The 16,723-nt window shown below is 72.1% G+C and carries 13 protein-coding genes; 3 read left to right on the top strand and 10 right to left on the bottom strand.

Annotated elements, in window-relative coordinates:
* Positions 1-92: 92 nt before the first annotated feature.
* The 3 genes from cydC to I5G_RS24035 all read left to right on the top strand — a co-directional run bounded on the left by cydC (position 93) and on the right by I5G_RS24035 (position 3,742).
* Positions 93-1,781 carry a thiol reductant ABC exporter subunit CydC gene (cydC, locus tag I5G_RS10245; RefSeq protein ID WP_022878976.1) on the top strand — a complete coding sequence of 563 codons (1,689 nt, stop codon included), beginning with the start codon at positions 93-95 and terminating at the stop codon, positions 1,779-1,781.
* Positions 1,782-1,895: 114 nt separating this feature from the next.
* Positions 1,896-2,039 carry a hypothetical protein gene (locus tag I5G_RS25855; protein ID WP_022878977.1) on the top strand — a complete coding sequence of 48 codons (144 nt, stop codon included), beginning with the start codon at positions 1,896-1,898 and terminating at the stop codon, positions 2,037-2,039.
* A gap of 137 nt (positions 2,040-2,176) precedes the next feature.
* Positions 2,177-3,742 carry a VWA domain-containing protein gene (locus I5G_RS24035; protein WP_187288825.1) on the top strand — a complete coding sequence of 522 codons (1,566 nt, stop codon included), beginning with the start codon at positions 2,177-2,179 and terminating at the stop codon, positions 3,740-3,742.
* Here I5G_RS24035 and I5G_RS10260 read toward each other — a convergent pair whose 3' ends face one another.
* The 10 genes from I5G_RS10260 to I5G_RS10305 form a co-directional block, all read right to left on the bottom strand.
* Entirely contained in the window at positions 3,743-4,729 is a 987-nt protein-coding gene (locus tag I5G_RS10260) for a sensor domain-containing protein (protein WP_022878979.1), read from the bottom strand.
* Positions 4,729-5,838: a DUF805 domain-containing protein gene (locus tag I5G_RS26725; protein WP_022878980.1), complete on the bottom strand. Its 1,110-nt coding sequence runs from the start codon at positions 5,836-5,838 to the stop codon at positions 4,729-4,731. Before I5G_RS26725 ends, I5G_RS10260 begins: the two co-directional genes overlap by 1 nt.
* Positions 5,839-5,911: 73 nt before the next feature.
* Positions 5,912-6,754 (bottom strand): CHAP domain-containing protein, encoded by an 843-nt coding sequence (locus I5G_RS24655; RefSeq protein ID WP_022878981.1) that lies wholly within the window; start codon positions 6,752-6,754, stop codon positions 5,912-5,914.
* Between the two features lie 87 nt (positions 6,755-6,841).
* The gene (locus tag I5G_RS10275) at positions 6,842-7,114 is read right to left on the bottom strand and encodes a WXG100 family type VII secretion target (protein ID WP_204365555.1); all 273 of its coding nucleotides are present in this window, start codon (positions 7,112-7,114) and stop codon (positions 6,842-6,844) included.
* Positions 7,115-7,219: 105 nt separating this feature from the next.
* On the bottom strand, positions 7,220-11,608 hold the full coding sequence (locus I5G_RS10280; protein ID WP_239642524.1) for an FtsK/SpoIIIE domain-containing protein: 4,389 nt from the start codon (positions 11,606-11,608) through the stop codon (positions 7,220-7,222).
* A 47-nt stretch (positions 11,609-11,655) separates the two neighbouring features.
* On the bottom strand, positions 11,656-12,399 hold the full coding sequence (locus tag I5G_RS10285) for a hypothetical protein (RefSeq protein WP_022878984.1): 744 nt from the start codon (positions 12,397-12,399) through the stop codon (positions 11,656-11,658).
* On the bottom strand, positions 12,387-13,973 hold the full coding sequence (locus I5G_RS10290; RefSeq protein WP_022878985.1) for a serine/threonine-protein kinase: 1,587 nt from the start codon (positions 13,971-13,973) through the stop codon (positions 12,387-12,389). Before I5G_RS10290 ends, I5G_RS10285 begins: the two co-directional genes overlap by 13 nt.
* Positions 13,970-15,301 (bottom strand): FHA domain-containing protein, encoded by a 1,332-nt coding sequence (locus tag I5G_RS24045; protein WP_148286465.1) that lies wholly within the window; start codon positions 15,299-15,301, stop codon positions 13,970-13,972. The genes I5G_RS10290 and I5G_RS24045 overlap by 4 nt, the downstream gene beginning before the upstream one ends.
* Positions 15,288-16,130, bottom strand: a complete 843-nt coding sequence (locus I5G_RS10300) for a PP2C family serine/threonine-protein phosphatase (RefSeq protein WP_022878987.1) — start codon at positions 16,128-16,130, stop codon at positions 15,288-15,290. The genes I5G_RS24045 and I5G_RS10300 overlap by 14 nt, the downstream gene beginning before the upstream one ends.
* Entirely contained in the window at positions 16,091-16,597 is a 507-nt protein-coding gene (locus tag I5G_RS10305) for a hypothetical protein (protein ID WP_022878988.1), read from the bottom strand. Before I5G_RS10305 ends, I5G_RS10300 begins: the two co-directional genes overlap by 40 nt.
* Positions 16,598-16,723: the final 126 nt, after the last annotated feature.

Consider the following 16,723-nt stretch of genomic DNA (forward strand, 5'->3'; position numbering starts at 1 on the left):
GAGGCCGACCGCGGTGCCGGCGTGCTGCTGGTGTCGCACCGCCCGTCCGCGCGGGAGATCGCCGATCGCGTGATCGACCTGGGGGTGCACGCATGAACGGGCGGGTGCGCGGCATCCTCGCCTCCGCGATGCCGTCGCGGCGGCGCTTCGCCCCGGCGATCCTGTCGGGCTTCGGCACGGCCGGGAGCGCGGTGGCGCTGCTCGCGACGAGCGCGTGGCTCATCGCTCGGGCCGCCGAGCAGCCGCTCGTGATGTACCTGTCCGTCGCCGTCGTCGGGGTGCGCGCGTTCGCGCTGTCGCGCGGGGTGTTCCGCTACCTCGAGCGGCTCACCGGCCATGACGCGGCGCTCGAACGGCTCGCCGACGTCCGCGCCGACCTCGTGCGCGAGCTCGTGCCGCTCGCCCCCGACGGACTCGCGCGCGCCCGGCGCGGAGGGCTCCTCTCGAGCGTCGTCGACGACGTCGAGGAACTGCAGAACCTGCCCCTGCGGGTCGTGCTGCCGCTCTCGGTCGCCGCGCTCACCTCGCTCGCGGCGGTCGTGTTCGTGGCGTTCGTGTCGTGGCCCGCGGCGCTGGTCCTGCTGCTCTGCCTGGCCGCGGCGTTCGCGGTGTCGGTCGCGGTGGGCTGGGCGACCGGCGCGCGGGCGGAACGCGCCGTCGCCCCGCTGCGCGCCGACGTCGCCGACGCCGTGCACGACCTCCTCACGAACCTCGACGTGCTGACCGCGTACGGCGCGCTGGACGCCGCGCGGGCTCGGGTGCGCGACGCCGACCGGGCTCTCCGCCGCGCGGTCGTGCGACGCGGGGCCGCCCAGGGCCTGACCTCCGGCACCGTGTCGGTGCTCGCGGGCCTGGCATCGCTGTTCGCGCTCTCGGTCGCCGCGCCCGGCGTCACGGGCGGCACCCTCTCCGGGCCGGGGCTGGCCGTCGTCGTGCTGCTGCCCATGGCGGTGTTCGAGGTATTCGGACCGGTGCCGCTGGCCCTGGCCTCCTGGCGTCAAGTGCGCGCCGCCGCCGAGCGCATCGCCGATGCCGTTCCGGCCGAGATCCCCGAGGGTCTCCCCCGTGACGAGCCCGCCGCCACGGGTGTCGCGCCCGCGCTGGGCGACGGCATCGAGCTGCGCGACGTGCGCGCGCACTGGCCGGCGAGGTCCGACGCCGAACTCGACGACACCGGCCGCATCGCCGACGTCACGCTGCACGTCGCCGCCGGGGAACGCGTGCTCGTCACCGGACCGAGCGGTGCGGGGAAGACCACGCTCGCCCACGCCCTCGCCCGGTTCCTCGACTACGAGGGCTCGTTCACGATCGGCGGCGTCGAGGCCCGGACCCTCGCGGGCGACGACCTGCGCCGCACCATCGGACTGGTCGAGCAGGCGCCGTACCTCTTCGACGAGTCGGTGCGACAGAACCTCCTCTTCGCGCGCGACGACGCCACCGACGACGACCTCACCGCCGTCCTGGCCCGCGTCGGACTCGACGCGTGGGTCGCCGAACGCGGCGGACTGGATGCCACGGTCGGCGACCGCGGCGGACTCGTCTCGGGCGGCCAGGCGCAGCGGCTCGCGCTGGCGCGGGCGCTCCTGCACGGATTCCCGGTGCTCGTGCTCGACGAGCCCACCGCGGGCGTCGACCCCGCGGCATCCGACGCCCTCCTCCGCGACCTGCTCGGCGCGGTGGATCGCGACCGCGCCGTGGTGCTCGTGTCGCACGTCGACGTGCCGGACGAGCTCGTCGACCGGACCGTGCGACTCGAGGGCGGGCGGGTCGTCGTGGGCTGAGGCTCGCGTGTCGAGCGACGTGGATGGGGAGGGGAATCCTCCCCCTGGCCGCGCTCCCCTTCCCCGCCTCACGGTGGGTTCGCGGTCGGACGGTCCGCCGCAGAAGGGAACCCCATGTTCAGAACCGAGGCGTCGAAGCTGCAGACCGGCAACTGGAACCTCCATGCCGGCTGTTGGCGCGGGCACACCGTCTTCAAGGACCAGATGCACGCCGGCGATTCCTACAAGTGCCCGTACTGCGGGCACGACGTCTACTGACGGCCACGGGGATCTCTCCCCATCGACGGTCGGGCCGGCGGCGTGGGAGGCTGGCGCCACCGCCCGGGGCGCCGGGCGGAGGGGGGATGGCAATGGGGAACGATCGGCCGGCGCACCGCGTGGAGCGCCATCGCACCGTGATCACCGCGGTGGTCGCGACGATCGCGGCCCTCTGCTCCCTGTTCGTCTCTCCCTCATCCGGGGCGGTCGCGGCCGACGCGCCCGCCCCGGTGGTCCTCATCGTGGATGCCTCCGGCTCCATGGTCCGCGACGCCGGAGGCCGCAGCCGCATGGCTGTGGCGCAGGAGGCGACGCGCGCGGCCATCACCGCACTGCCGACCGGCACCCCCACGGGATTGCTCGTCTTCGGGACCGGGACCGGCAACGACGACCGCGAGCGGGCAGCCGGATGCCAGGACGTCACGACGCTGTCCCCGCTCCGCCCGGTGGACGCGACGGCGCTCGGCGCGGCGGTCGACGGCATCCGGGCCTCCGGATTCACCCCGATCGGTCCGGCGCTGCGGAAGGCCGCCGCGATGCTCCCCTCGAACGGCCCCGGGAGCATCGTGCTCGTCTCCGATGGCGTCGACACGTGCGCGCCACCCTCGTCGTGCGAGGTGGCCGCGCAGCTGCACCGCGCCAACCCCCTCCTCACGATTCATGTCGTCGGGTTCGGCGTCGACGACGACGAGGAGGCGCAGCAGCAGATGACCTGCATCGGCGGGGTCGGCGGGGGCACCGCCGTGTCGGCATCCGATCCCGCCCAGCTGTCCGCGCGCCTGCGGGCGGCCGCGACGGCACAGCGGGACGGAGTCGTCAGCGCGCAGGGCCTGAACGGCGTACGGCTCGGGATGACCCTGGCCGAGGTGCGCGCCGCCGTCGACGGAGCGCGCGTGGGCACCCCCACCACGAGCGGCGGGGTCGAGGTGATCGTCGTCGATTGCGGCTGGGGCAAGGTCGAGCTGCACGACGACCGTGTCTTCTCCATCACCCCGACGGATGCGAGCACCGGGACGGCCGAGGGGATCGCGCCGGGGGACGGCATCGCCGCGTTCATCCGCCTCTACGGCGCCGGTCAGCCGCAGCCGGACGGCTCCGTGGTGTTTCCCGTCACCTCGACGGGTCAGACCGGCTACCGCGTCGAGACCGACGGAACCGGCGCCATTCGCACGGTCGTCGTGTGCCGCTGCGTTGCGGCGGCGCAGGGCACCTCTGTCTCGACATGGGAGATCGGGTTCGACGGCGTCGGTCCGCTCCAGATCGGGATGACGCTCGACGACGCCCGAGCGGCGGTCCCGGGACTCACGCGTCGCAGCGACGCGGTCTGGATGCTCACCGCACCGAGCGGAAAGCCCCTCCTGTCGGCCGGATTCGTCGACGATCAGTTGGCCGTGGTTCAGGTGGGGTCCAGCTCGGACGTTCCCGGCGACATGCGGCAGATCGCGCCGCGGGCCCGCGGCATCCTGCTCGGGGACAGCACGGGGCTGGTCACCGACGCCTTCCCCGGCGGGTCAACGTCGGCGGCGTCAATCGACCAGAACACCAGGTACATCGTCACCGACCGCGCCGGTCGCGTGCTGTCGTTCCGGTTCACCTACGTCAGCGGCATCCACCAGGACGGGGTGGCATCCATCCGAGTCGAAGACGGATCCGTCACCCGGCGGACCGACGTGCGGCAGAGCTTCGCGCTGATCCTCCCCTGATCAGCGGTAGCCGATCTCCTCCGTCAACGCGGCACGGGCCCGGTCGATCCGCGCGGCGACGAGATCCGCCAACCGTTGCGCGTCCCCGTCGGCCAGAGTCCCCTCGGCATCGATCGTGAGAACGACGTTGCCGTCGTGCCCCACGACGACCGTCCGAGCTCCGTCCGCGGTGCTCGCGTCCAGCGACGCCACGAGAACCCCGCCACCGGACCGGGCCACGACCTCGAGTTCGTGCGGCGTCGTGGAATACCCGATCTGCCCGAACTCGAAGCGCGCGCACTCGTCAGTGTGATCGGCGAAGTCGGCGAACCAGGCGTCGGCGAGACCCGGCGTCGGAAACTGGCGGACCGTGACGGAATCGCGGGTGTATCCCTGGTCGTTCCAGTTGAGGGAGCGGGATCCCACGACTGCTCCCTCGTCCGGAAGCATCCACGGGTTGCAGTTCGCCGGCAGCGCCGACGCGCCCTCGGTCTCGCCGACCACCTTCAGCTCGGAGGTGAGCTGACCGGCGGCCGCCGCCGGAATGAATTCCGACAACTCGGACGCGTCCGGGAGGAAAGTCCCGAGTTCATCGCCGATGTACACCGGCGGACCGTCCAGCCGGCGCTCTCCCTGCGCACTCGCCGACGGGCTGCCGGTCGCCACGGGCGCATCCGGTGTCGCCCCGCCCTCGGAGACCGGCGTGCCCGCACCGGAGGTCGAGAGCACAGCGGCGATCGCCGCCGCCCCGCCCAACGTCGCCACCACACCGCCGACGACCGCGAGGACGAGCCACGGGCGAGGCGCCCGCGCCTGCCGCGAGACATCGCGCTGTGCGGTGAGTTCCCCCGCGAGCTGCGCCGCCCAGGTGCGCAGTTCCGGATAGCAGTTCGGGTGGCGGGCGATGGCATCCGCGAACTCCGGATGGGCGCGCGCGATCTCGGCGAGGTCGGCGGCGGGCGTCGTCGGATCGTGCAGGCGACGCCACGCCTCCTCCCGAGCCTCCATCACGCCCGCCGCAGACGAACCCGGTAGTCGCCGAGGAAGACCGTCGCGCCCGCCGGAACAACGGCGGAGAGCCCCGGAGCGACCGACACCGCGGGCACTCCCGGCGCCTCGACGCGGGTCCCGTTCGTCGAGTGCAGGTCGGTCACCATGACGGCGCCGCCCGCGAAATCGAAGCGGGCATGCGTCTTCGACATCGACCGCGCCGGGTCGTCCACCGGCACGAGCACCCCGCCGTGGTCGGACACGGGGTCGCGTCCGAACGACACGGCGCCGTCCACCGGAAGGCTGCGACCGTCGGGCAGGTCGAGCGTCCAGCCGCTGACGGAGGACGGTGGCACCAGACGAGTGCTCTCGAGGTCCGAGGCCGGGGAGAGGACCGGCGCGGGCGTCGGGGCGGACACACCGGGGATGCCGGGGATGCCGGCGACCGGGGCCGGGGCGATCGGCAGCGATACCGCGGCGGGCGGGACGGGAGTCGGCGGGACGGGAGCGGGCGCGACGGGCACCGAGGGAACGGGCGGAACGGGCACCGGGACCGCCGCCGCGACCGGAGCGGGGGGAACGGGCGGAACCGGGAATGCCGCGATCTCGCCGTACGTCGATGTCGGGGGCGAGGGGACGGGCGGGGACGCCGGTGGGGTGGTCGTCGCGAGATCGAAGCGCGCCCCCTCCGGTCGGGACGCCTGCGTGAGCATGATCAGCAGGATCAGACCGCCCACGAAGGGGAGGAATGTCAGCAGGTACATCGCCCCCGACTGATTGGTGTCGTGGAGGCGGCGGACCGCGACCGCGATCGACGGAATGGCTACGGCGAGGGCGTAGAGGAACGCCACGACCAGGAGGAACGTCGAGAACCCGGTGACGGCCGAGTACGCCGAGTAGTTGCCGGAGTTCATCACGGCCGCGAGCCCGGCCGCGCTGACGATCGACGAGAGGACGTACAGGGCCACGGCGATCCCCGTCGTGGCCAGCCAGGCCTTCCAGTACTCGGACGGGCTGGCGCGCCCGGTGAAGGTGAAGCCCTTCTTCCAGAAGCGGCGGAAGGCGGCCCGCATCGGCGCCCCCGGGTACGGGAGGTCGAGGGGCGGTTCGTGAGGCGAGATGGTCATTGTGTTCCTTGGAGGATGTGGATGAGAGAGCTCTTGTCAACCAAACGGCGACGATCGACCGCCCGGGGTGTGCCTACTTGCCGAAGGTGATGTTGCGAACCTGGCCGTTCGGGCCCTTCCACTGGCCGTTCCCCAGGTCCGTCCAGGTCGCCGTGGTCGGCTTGCCCCATCCCGTTGTGATGGCTTCCTTGGCATTCACCCATTGCCCGACGTTCATTTCGCTGATCTGAATGGTCCGCGGATCACCCGCGTTGATGCCCTCGACGATGAACGTGTGCCCCCACGGGTCGGACGCCGAATTTGCGTACGATCCGACGGCACCCAAAGTCGGCACAGCGGAATGGTCCAGGTGGAAGGCGGTTTCTTTCCCGTTTCCCGTGGGGGCGACCAGGCCGAGTTCGTGTCGACGGAACTGGACCCACGACGTGCATTGACCGTCGTAGTCACCGCCGGGGCCGTAGGGGCCGGCCGGGCGGGCGTCATACGCCTCTTTGCTCACGGGCGGCGACGCGATGACTCCGGGATCGGGAGACCCGAGCTGCCCGCTTCCGCCACCCGCACCGGCCACCGGACCGGTCGTGTCCGACGCTTGCGGCGAGCCCGGCGCGCTCGACGACGGCGAGTGCGCCCCGGACGCCGCGTTTCCCGCGCTCGTTGCAGACCCCCCGCTCACCTGCCGCTGCTCGGACGCGTTGTTCTGGGCGGACTGGCCGAGTCCGAAGACGCTGTCCTTGACCGTTTGCAGCACGCGTTTGTGCTGCGGCCACCACTGATGGACGAACTCGTCGGCATCCTTGCCTTCCCAGACGTCCCGCAAGCGGTTCACGACGGCATCCAGACGCGTCGTGATGGCGTCGATGTCCGACGCCCGCGCCTTGAGATCGCTCGCGGCGCGCTCGACCTCGTCGACATCCATTCCCATTCGGGTCATGACTGTTCTCCTCCCCTCGCTTCACGAGGACAGCGGGCCCGGAGACCGTTCATCGCCCCGGGCCCGACGTCCTCAGTGCCCCGAAACGTTCCGCTGTTCCGACGCGTTGTTCAGAGCCGACTGCCCGAGCCCGTCGATCGACCCGATGACCTGGTCGAGATTGCGCTTGTGACCGGGCCACCAGTCGTGGACGAAGTCGTTCGCGTCCTTTCCCTCCCAGATGCTCGGCAGGTTGTTGACGACCCCGTCGATGCGGCTCATGAGGCCGCGCAGATCGTTCGCGAGGCCCTTCAGATCGCGACCGGCCCGCTCGACCTCATCGACATCCATTCCCATGCGTGCCATGGTTTTCTCCCTTTCTCTTCTTCGGGGTCGCGGTGTCGGCCGGACCCATTCGTGAAGCTATTCGTGCCCGTCACCGACGGCGATGGGCAGCTCTCCCCATGCGGCTCAGCCCCCGGTCGACACGGCGACCTGCACCCGGGACACAGCCCCCCGCGCGCCGTAGAACCCGCGACCGACAGGGACGTCGGCGCTCCTCTCGACCGGCACCCGCGCGTCCAGGAGCGAGTAGACGTCATCACCGGCCGCACCGAGCACGACCCCCCGTTTGGCGGAACGGAAGATCTTGCCGAGGTCGTAGACGCGCGCCCACGCGGATGCCTCCGCTTCGCCGATGACGAAATGCTCGTTGCGCACCGCATCGCGGACGAGACCCGCCAACTCGGAACCCAACGCGTGGTCGTCGAGTTCTCCGACCGACTCCAGCACGAGAAGGTGACAGTGCTGCGACTCCTGCACGAGGCGTCGCAGTTCGGGGAGCGCTCGGGTCAGGTCTTCGGCGCTCTCGATCCGTGTCGTCCACTCACCCCTCACGGAGGACCGCCGCAAGGACACGAGCGTCCGGCTCCACGCGGGACGGGCGCGCGCGATCGACGCCGCGATCGTCGCGGCGGCGGTCGAACGGCCACTGCGCGGTGGACCCGCGATCAAGAAGGCACCGGACGGCTCGACGAGCGCCGGCCCCAGGGTGAGGTCGTCGACGCCGAGCACGATCCCGTCCGGTGAGACCGAGGACAGCTCGGCGAGGTCCACCCGATCGGGAAGCCGTCGGATCGGCATCGGGGGCACGATCCCCGCCCGAGAGACAGACGCGGAGAGCCGCTGGAGTTCTCGGGCCTGGACGGCGACGTTGCCGTTCTCGCCGAGCACGGCGATCTGGATCTCGTCGCCGTCCAGGATTCCGCGACCGGCCGGAGATGTCGGCCCCAGCACGTCACGGGCCACGCCGAGCGTCTGATATTCGTCGTCGTTGGCCATGCGCAAGACGATGCGGCGCTGAACGGTCGAGTTGATGGACGCGGGGACCGAGTTGGGGCGGTCACCCGCCACCACCACGTGGACTCCCACCGCCCGGCCATCGGCGGCGATCTGCGCGAACGCGGTGAACCACGCGTGGCGGCTGGTCGGACCGTTCTCGTACTGCTCCCGGAAAGCCCCGACTCCGTCCACGAGCAGCAGGATGCGGGGCTCGTTCGCGAGGCCGGACAGCTTCCGGTACTCGCCGATCGTGCCGGCGCTGAGGGCCGAGTACCGAACCGCGCGTTCGTTCACGGTGTCGCGGAGGAGGCGGAGGAGGCGCGCGACACGCTCGTGATCGTCGCCGATCACGACCGCTCCCACGTGCGGAAGGCTCTCGAGCATGCTCAGCCCCCGTGAGCCGAAGTCCAGGGCGTAGACGTGAACCGGACCGCCGTTCCGGCCGCTGGCCGCTGCGGCGACCGCGAGCGTCCGGAGCGCCGTACTCTTCCCCGCGCCACCGGTCCCGTAGATCGCCAGATTGCCGTCGCGGTCGGGCTCGTAGAACACCGGCGGCTGGCTCTGCGTCGCGGGCTCGTCACGCACCCCCAGGAGCAGTCTCTCGTCCGTTCGCGGGTTCGGGAGCCGGCTGAAGTTGTATACGGCGGCGAGCTCCTCCAGCCACGGTTTCCGCGGTACCGGAACCGACGTGCGTGACGATGCCCGCCGGACGGTGTGGACGATGCGCTGGATGTCGGTCGGCCCGCTCTGCTCGACCGGGGACTCGAGCGCCGCGGGCATCTCCCATGCGGCGTGAGGTCCGAAACCCAGTTCCTCGACTTCGATCCGAGGCTTCGGAGCCTCGCCGGTCGTGCGGCCGCCGGCATACCCGGACTGGAACGTGGTCAGGCGGCTCGGGCCCCCCTTCGCCGCGCCTCGCCCGGGAATCGCAGGATCGAAGTGTGCCGCCATCCGATCTCCGAGGATGTCGGCCGAGTCATCGGCATCCGCCATCCGCAGAGCGATGCGGAGATTGGTGTTCGCGCGCAGATTGTCCTTGATGACGCCCGCCGGTCGCTGGGTCGCCAGGATGAGATGCAGCCCGAGAGACCGCCCTCTCTGCGCGACGTCGACGACGCCGTCCACGAATTCCGGCACCTCGGAGACGAGCGCGGCGAACTCGTCGACGATGATCACCAAGCTGGGCGGGCAGTCCGGGTCACCGGTCTTTTCCAGGCTGACGAGGTCCTTCGCCTTCTTCGCGTTCAGGAGGTGCTCTCGGTACCGCAGCTCCGCCCGCAACGAGGTCAACGCCCGGCGAACCAGATGGGGGGACAGATCGGTGACGAGACCGACCGTGTGCGGAAGGTCGATGCAGTCAGCGAACGCCGAGCCGCCCTTGTAGTCCACGAACAGGAACGTCAATCGGTCGGGGCTGTGCGCGCTCGCCATGCCGAGTACCCAAGACTGGAGGAACTCGCTCTTCCCCGCGCCCGTGGTGCCCCCCACGAGAGCGTGGGGACCGTCTGCACGCAGGTCCAGCACGAACGGCTGCGTGCCGGCATGCCCCACGACGGCCCGCAGGTTGCCGGCCTTCGACCGGCGCCTGGGCGCCGACCCATCGCGAGCCACGAGGGAGTCATTCTGCTTCCACCGCTCGATGACGGAATCCGGGTCGTCGAGGATCTCGGGACCGATCAAAGCGGGGAAGGGGACGGTCCGCGGAAGATCGGAGTCGTCCGCCTCGGGTACGCCGACATCCACCACCGGGGAGAGGAGACGCGCCGTGTGTTCCGCCACCGCGACCGAGCACGACTCGAGCGCTACCGGGGAGACGGTCTCGCCCGCGCGTACCTGTCCGACGGACCCGACACCCTGGTCGGCCGAGACCTCGACGAAGCTCCGGCACGCGGCGGGCAGATCCTCGACGCGGGGGGCGCACCAGATGACGTGAACCCTCGCGTCCGGCCCCCGCTCGGCAACGCGCGTCACGCGCGCGCGATCCGCGGGGGCAGTGTTGTCCACCAGGAGCACCACCGCGGGGACGGCTCCCGGTGCGTCGCCGCCGATCTGCGGGAGCTCCTCAGCAGTGACCGAACGACCCCGGGGTAGGGGCTGCTCACCTCCGAGACGCTCGTCGATGAGGGATTCGAGGGCAGCCAGGACATCGGATGCCGCGGACCGACGATCGGCGAGATGAGGGACCCCCACCGGGCTGTGGGAGGAGCTCCTGTGCGGCATCCACTTGACCCACTCCCAGTCCGCTCGGGCGCTCGGTGAGACGATCGCCATGAGCACGACCTCCGCGGGCGAGTGTTTCAAGAGCAGCTGCAGGACGCCCGCCCGGGCCACGCCCGCCACATCGCCGGGACCGGCATAGCCGAGCGATCCCGCGTTCGACAGATCGACCGGCACGGGAGCGTCGCCCACGAATCCCGCGTGCGCGATCTCCCCCGCGATCCGTTCGGCAGCATCGGCGGGCGCCTCGTGGGGCGAGGGATTCTCGACCCGGACACGCGAGCGAACCCGCCCGGCACCCACGGCGAGAGAAAGGAACGTGGGCGATTCGGGACGTTCGACCCACAGCAGTGGACCGCCGCGCCGGGCGTCGGCCACCAGCTCCGCGCAGGACGGGAGCTCGGCACGCCGCTGCGCGCGTTCGTCATCGTGCGCGCGATCGATCTGTTCCCTCAATCGCTCGATGCCCTGACGGAACACGGCGTTCTCGGCCCGGAACTTCCGCCGCGCCGCCAGCCGCTGGTCGATGACCCCGCCGATCAGGAGCAGCGGGCTCAGCGCGACGAGGATGACACCCAGCACCTGGTGCGTGACGGCCCAGACGACGGCCCCCATGAGCAGCGGCGCGACCAGCGCCAGCCACGGCAGGCGCTGCCGTTCGGGCGGCGTCGGGGGCTGCGGGGCCGGCAGGACGACCTCGCGCCGCGGCGGGACGACCCGCGGCCCGCGCACGTGGTCGATCTGGCTCGTCAGTCCCGCCGCCTCGGTGCGCCGGATCACCACGATCGACAGCGTCGTGTCGCCGAGGGTGAGCAGATCGGTGGATGCCAGCACCCCCCGCGCCACGGCGGCACCGCCGATCAGCACGCCGTTGGCCGAGTTCTCGTCGATGACCTCGATGTGGTCGCCCACGTTGACCCGTGCATGACGTTTGGACACCATCGGGTCGCTCAGCCGGACATCCGCGGTGTGATCGCGTCCGATGAGACTCGACCCGACACCGAGGGGGAACTCCCGGCCGGCGTCCGGCCCGCTCAGGACACGGACGATGGCCACCGCATCGGCGGACGACACCGGCTGGAACATGCCCTCGGCGCCCACGACCTCCACGAACGCGCCGGACAGCAGTCCCGAGTCGACGATCGTCGTCGACGGCTGCAGGGTCCGGCCACCGCCGGCCGCGCCCCCGACGTCGGCGACGTGCAGCGTGACTTCTCCCGCGGTCGAGGCGCCCCCGAGCGGATCGGCGAGGACGAGGGTCCGCGCGATGTCGCCGACGGTGGCCGTGGCATCCGCCGTCACGTTCAAGTCGCGACTCTGTCCCGAGCGCCGCAGGGTCAGTTTGAGCTTCATTCCTCGTCCGTCTTCAGATCGAGCAGGGGCAGGTCGGCGCGGGTGACGAGCCGGGAGGCGATCGCGTACTCCACGAGGCGGATGCGGCGGTTGGTGGCGTAGGCGCGCACCCCGCCGCGCAGACCCTGGACGCCGAGCCGGTCGAGCTTGTCGCACACGTTGTCGAGCTTCCGGTTGAAGCGCGTGGTGGCCCACCCGAGACGCGCGGCGGCGCGCACGCTGGTGGGGATCTCGCCGAGACCGGTCCCGTCGCGGCGGAGCAGCGGCTCGGCGAGCGCCACGATGAGCTGCCGCTGCGACACCGTCAGGGTGACGTCGTCGCCGATCGTGGTCGTGCCCTCGCTCGCGGCCGGGTGGGTATCGCTGAACACCGGTTCGGCGACGTAGATCGAGATCTCGTACGTCGTGGGCCCCGCGGTGAAGACCGCGGTGGTCCGGCCGAAGACGAGCGGCAGGCGCGCTCCCGGAGCCAGCCACGACTGCAGCCGCCCCGCGCCGTCGGTGACGGTGACCGACAGCCGACTGCCCACGTTCGTCAGCAGCCACAGCCCCTCGAACTCCGACACCTGGAGGAGCCGGCGGTGGAGGAACGGGTTGTCGTCGATGGCCAGATCCGCTTCCCGCCCGACGCTGAAGGTCTCCCCGGGTCGCACGGTGAACCACTCCCCGCAGTACTCCAGGTGCAGACCCGGCTCGGCTCCGAGGTCGGTCGCCTGGCTCGTCCCCGTCACGGTGCGCACCCCTCGACCCCCGTGGCCGCGGCGGTGCCGTCGGCACGGCGCAGCAGCACCTCGATGCACGTCCGGCCGCTGGCGTCCGCGGGGACCTGGACGGTGGGCGTGGCCACCTCCGCGAACGTCGTCTCCGTCCCGGGCACGACGATCCGCCACAGATAGGCGTCGCCGGTCTGCGGGTCGGGGTTCGTCCAGGTGAAGTCGACGCCCGCGTCGGTCGCGCGCCCCGTGAGTCCCGTCACCTGGACCGGACGGGAGTCCGGCTCCGCGTCGACCGGCTCGGCGGCCGTCGTCGCCCCGCTCCGCGGTTCGGGGGGCGGCGCCGTCAGGGCGGCGGCGACCGCGCCGCCGGCGGCGAGGACCACGACGCCCGCGGCGACCGCCGTGAGGACGAGGGGTCGGCGCCTGCGGTCGGTGGACGGCGGCGCGGGGGCGTCCTCCTCGACGGGAGCAACCGACGGACGCACCACCGTGTCCAGTGGCGCGGGAGCCGCCGGCACTCCCCACGACGGCGCCGCGGGGGTGGCGGGTGGGCGCCGGAGGGTGGCATCCGGGATCGCCGGCAGGGATGTCCCCCCGGTCCGGGCCGTATCCACAACCGGCGGGAAGGCGGGGGTAGGAGCCGGCGCGGGGGCGGGAACGGACTGCGCGTCGATGCTCGTCATGCCGCGGAACCGGGTGGCCTTCTCCTCCCCCTCGTCCTCGAACGGCAGGATGTCGTCCTCTTCGACATCGATCGGCGTCTCCTGCATGCCGTGCTGGATCTGCACGTGCTGCAGGGCGCGCCCGAACTCGAGCGCCGTCGCGTAGCGGGCGGCCGGATCCTTCGCCATGGCGCGGGCGAGCACCGCCTCCAGGGCCGCGGAGACGTCGCCGCGGCCGGTCGGCGGCAACGCCATCGTCTGGATCCGGGGCACCATGTCGATCTCGCCGTTGGACCCGCCCGGGATCTCGAACGGCTGACGGTCGGTGAGCAGCGTGTACAGGGTCGCTCCGAGTGAATACACGTCGGAGGCGGGTCCGGTGTAGCCCCCGCGGACGAACGACTCGGGCGGCGACCACGGGATGCTGAAGCCCGCCACCACCGAGGCCGCCGAGCCGGCGATGCCGAAATCGGTGAGCTTGGGCTTGCCGTACTTGGTGACGAGGATGTTCGCGGGCTTGATGTCGCGATGCAGGATGCCGAAACGGTGGGCCGTCTCCACGGCTCCCGCGATCTGCACCCCGATGCGGAGCGTCTCGGCCTCGGAGAACCGCTCGCGACGGTGCCGCATCTGCAGGTTGGGACGAGAGCAGTACTCCATCACCAGGAACGGGCGCCCGTCCGCGGAGACACCGGTCTCGTAGACGGACACGATATGCGGATGCGCCGCCAGGCCCGCCATCAGGTTGGCCTCGGCGGTGAACCCCTCGACCGTGGCGGCGTCGAGCCGGTGCGCGTGCATCACCTTCACGGCGACTTCGCGCTCGGGATGCCGCTGACGGAACAGGAACACATCCGCGAAGCCGCCCGAGCCGAGCGACCGGATCTGCTCGAAGCCCGGGAGCTCGGGGGGCGCGGCCTGCGCGGGGCGGTTCATCGCAGCCCCTCGAAGGAGAGGACGACCCCGTCGCCGAGGTCGAGCCGGTCGCCACCGACGAGGAGGGTCGCGGCACCCGGGTGCATCCGCACCGGGTCGGCACCGACGCGCAGAAGCCGGGTGCCGTTCGTGGAGTTGAGGTCGACGGCCAACACGTCCGTGCCCTCGACCCGGATCTCGAGATGACGGCGGGATATCTCCCCCGACGGGCTCGCCACGGCGATGAGGTGGGGAACCGCGCTGCTCGTGCGCACAGCGCTCGGGCGCACGCCGACGACCGCGCCCCGATCGAGCAGGGTGCGCTCACCGGTGGGCAGGATCAGAACCGCGTGGGCACCGGTCGGCACCGCGGACGGGAGGGCCGGGGCTACCGACGGGGAGGCGGGAGCGGAGCCGCTCATCAGCGCGGCGAACTGCTCCGCCGAGAGGGTGAGCCCGTCGTGGTCGCCCGCGGGTTCCGGGAGCGCGGGCGGGAGCGCCGTACCGGGCCGCGGGATCGATCCGATCGGGGCGACCGCGTCGTGCTCGTCGGCCGCCGACCGCACGGCCGCGTCCTCGACGCTCGTCAGCCGTGTCATCCCGAAGACGAGATCGTCGTACGTGGTCGTGCCCTCCTCCACCGGCAGCTCGGCGAGCGGTGCGGTCGGCGGGGTGGCGGGCGCCTCCGGAGGGAAGGGAGCCGAGACGGAGTCCGTCGTCGCGAACGTGACGTCCGGCCGGATCTGGGTCTCGAGGGAGGGGGGCACGACCGGGGCGGGCGCGGGCGCGGTGGGAGTGGGCGTGGGCGCGGGAGGTTCGGGCGCGGGTGAGGCGAGAGGTTCGGGGGGTTCGGGCGCAGGTACGGGGGTCGGCGGAGGCAGGACCGGGAGAGGCACATCGCGCACAGCCGGGTCCGTCGAGATCGCCGCCGCCCGGACCACGCCGCTGCGGATCGGGAGCGTCACGGCCTCCGCGGTCGCCGCGCCCGTCACGGAGAGGGCGACGGCGCCCGCATCGATGAGACGTCGCTCGGTCCAGAACGTCGGCGCGTCGGCGGTGATCGTCTCGCCCTCGCTGAGGCGGGCCTCGAAGATTCCGCGGACGACGACCCGCGTCGCGGCGTCGACGTCGACATCGGGGTCACCGTCCGTCACGGCGAAGGCGAAGCCGGGGAGCCGCGCGATGCCGTACTCCTCGACGATCACCTCGAGGACTTCGGCGAGACCGCCGCCGTCCACGAGAGTCCGCCACAGCCTCTCGACCACGGGGAGGGCGGTGTCCTCCGCGAGCAGTCCCACTCCTCGCCCGCCGCTCAGGGCATAGGCGTCGCCGGGCTCATACCTCGACACGTTCGTCCTCCTCCGGGTGAGGTGCGCGCGGCACGGTGTCCTCGTTCAGGTCGTCCGCGGCGGCCGCGTCCGACAACCGCGCGTCGACCACGACCACCGTCACGTTGTCCCGCCCTCCGCGCGCGAGCGCCTCGCGGACGAGCCGTTGCGCCGCACCCGACGCGGTGAGCTCCGACGCCAGCACGGCCGTGATGACCTCGACGGGAACCTCCTTCGGGAGACCGTCGGAGCACACCAGGATGCGTTCGCCGTGGCGGACCGGCAGCAGCCAGTAGTCCGGGAGACCCGCCGATCCGGCGCCGACGGCACGCGTGATCACGTGTCTCTGGGGATGCCGTTCGGCCTCCGCCGAGCTGATGGCACCCTCGTCCACGAGGTCCTGCACCGCGGAGTGGTCGATGCTGATCTGATCGAGCTCGCCCCGCAGGAAGCGATAGGTCCGGGAGTCGCCGATGTTGAGCACGAGCCAGTGCGGCACTCCGCGCTCCTCGCAGACGGCGACGCCGGACAGCGTGGTCCCGGGCGCCGGCGAGCGGGAAGAGATCTCCCCCACGCCCGCGACGGCATCCTCGAAGGCCCGCCGCATGTCGTCCGCGCTGACCTGACGTCGGCCGACGAGCGACCGGAAGCTCTCCACCGCCCGGCGGCTGGCATCCGCTCCCCCCGCGTGCCCGCCCATGCCGTCGGCCACGAGGAACACCGGGGTGCCGACCAGGTAGGCGTCCTCGTTCGTGGCCCGCCGCGCTCCCGGGTCGGAGCACGCGCCCCAGCTGAGCTCCATCGCCACCGTCACGATCGGCGCCCCCGTCGACGGAAGAGCGTCGACCACACCGACACCGGGAAGAAACGGGCGGCGAGCCGCCGGCGCCAGCGGACGGATCGACGGATGCCACCGACAGCCGTGTCGACGTCGTTCCAGTACGCGGACACCTCGGCGTCGCTGGGAGTCCCCGCTCCGAACACGCCGGCGTCGGCGCGGACGGCGAGCGCCCCCACCCCGGCCTCGGGGAAACGCTCGTCGAGGGCGGCGGCCTGCTCGCGTCGGGTCGCACCCGCGCCGACCGGTGTCCCGGTGTCCCGAGCGGTGTCGACGAGTTCGGCCCAGCCGCCCGCGATGCGCTCGGCGTGATCGTCGCCCCCGGCCCGCCGACGACGACGTCGCGCGCGGAGGATACCGAGGAACACCGACGGGCCGAAGAGCACCACGACGGCCCCGAGCGACCAGCCCGCGATCTGCAACGTCGTCCACAGCCACGCGAGGTCCGTGGTCGTCTGGTCCGCGCGGGCCTCCTCCACCGGCGGGGGCGGGGGGAAGCTGCGCCGGTTCCTGCGGCTGGTCCGGCGGCTGCCCGACCTGGGCGCGCGGCTTCTGCCGCTGCTCGGGCACCTGCTCCTGCGGAACTTGTCCTCGGGGGGGTGGGC

The organism is Microbacterium sp. B19, from assembly GCF_000333395.1.
GTDB lineage: Bacteria > Actinomycetota > Actinomycetes > Actinomycetales > Microbacteriaceae > Microbacterium.

Bases quoted from the DNA above. Each gene is read 5' to 3' on its own strand.
- cydC (WP_022878976.1), top strand. From the start codon at position 93: ATGAACGGGCGGGTGCGCGGCATCCTCGCCTCCGCGATGCCGTCGCGG.
- I5G_RS25855 (WP_022878977.1), top strand. From the start codon at position 1,896: ATGTTCAGAACCGAGGCGTCGAAGCTGCAGACCGGCAACTGGAACCTC.
- I5G_RS10260 (WP_022878979.1), bottom strand. From the start codon at position 4,729: ATGGAGGCTCGGGAGGAGGCGTGGCGTCGCCTGCACGATCCGACGACG.
- I5G_RS26725 (WP_022878980.1), bottom strand. From the start codon at position 5,838: ATGACCATCTCGCCTCACGAACCGCCCCTCGACCTCCCGTACCCGGGG.
- I5G_RS24655 (WP_022878981.1), bottom strand. From the start codon at position 6,754: ATGGATGTCGACGAGGTCGAGCGCGCCGCGAGCGATCTCAAGGCGCGG.
- I5G_RS10275 (WP_204365555.1), bottom strand. From the start codon at position 7,114: ATGGCACGCATGGGAATGGATGTCGATGAGGTCGAGCGGGCCGGTCGC.
- I5G_RS10290 (WP_022878985.1), bottom strand. From the start codon at position 13,973: ATGAACCGCCCCGCGCAGGCCGCGCCCCCCGAGCTCCCGGGCTTCGAG.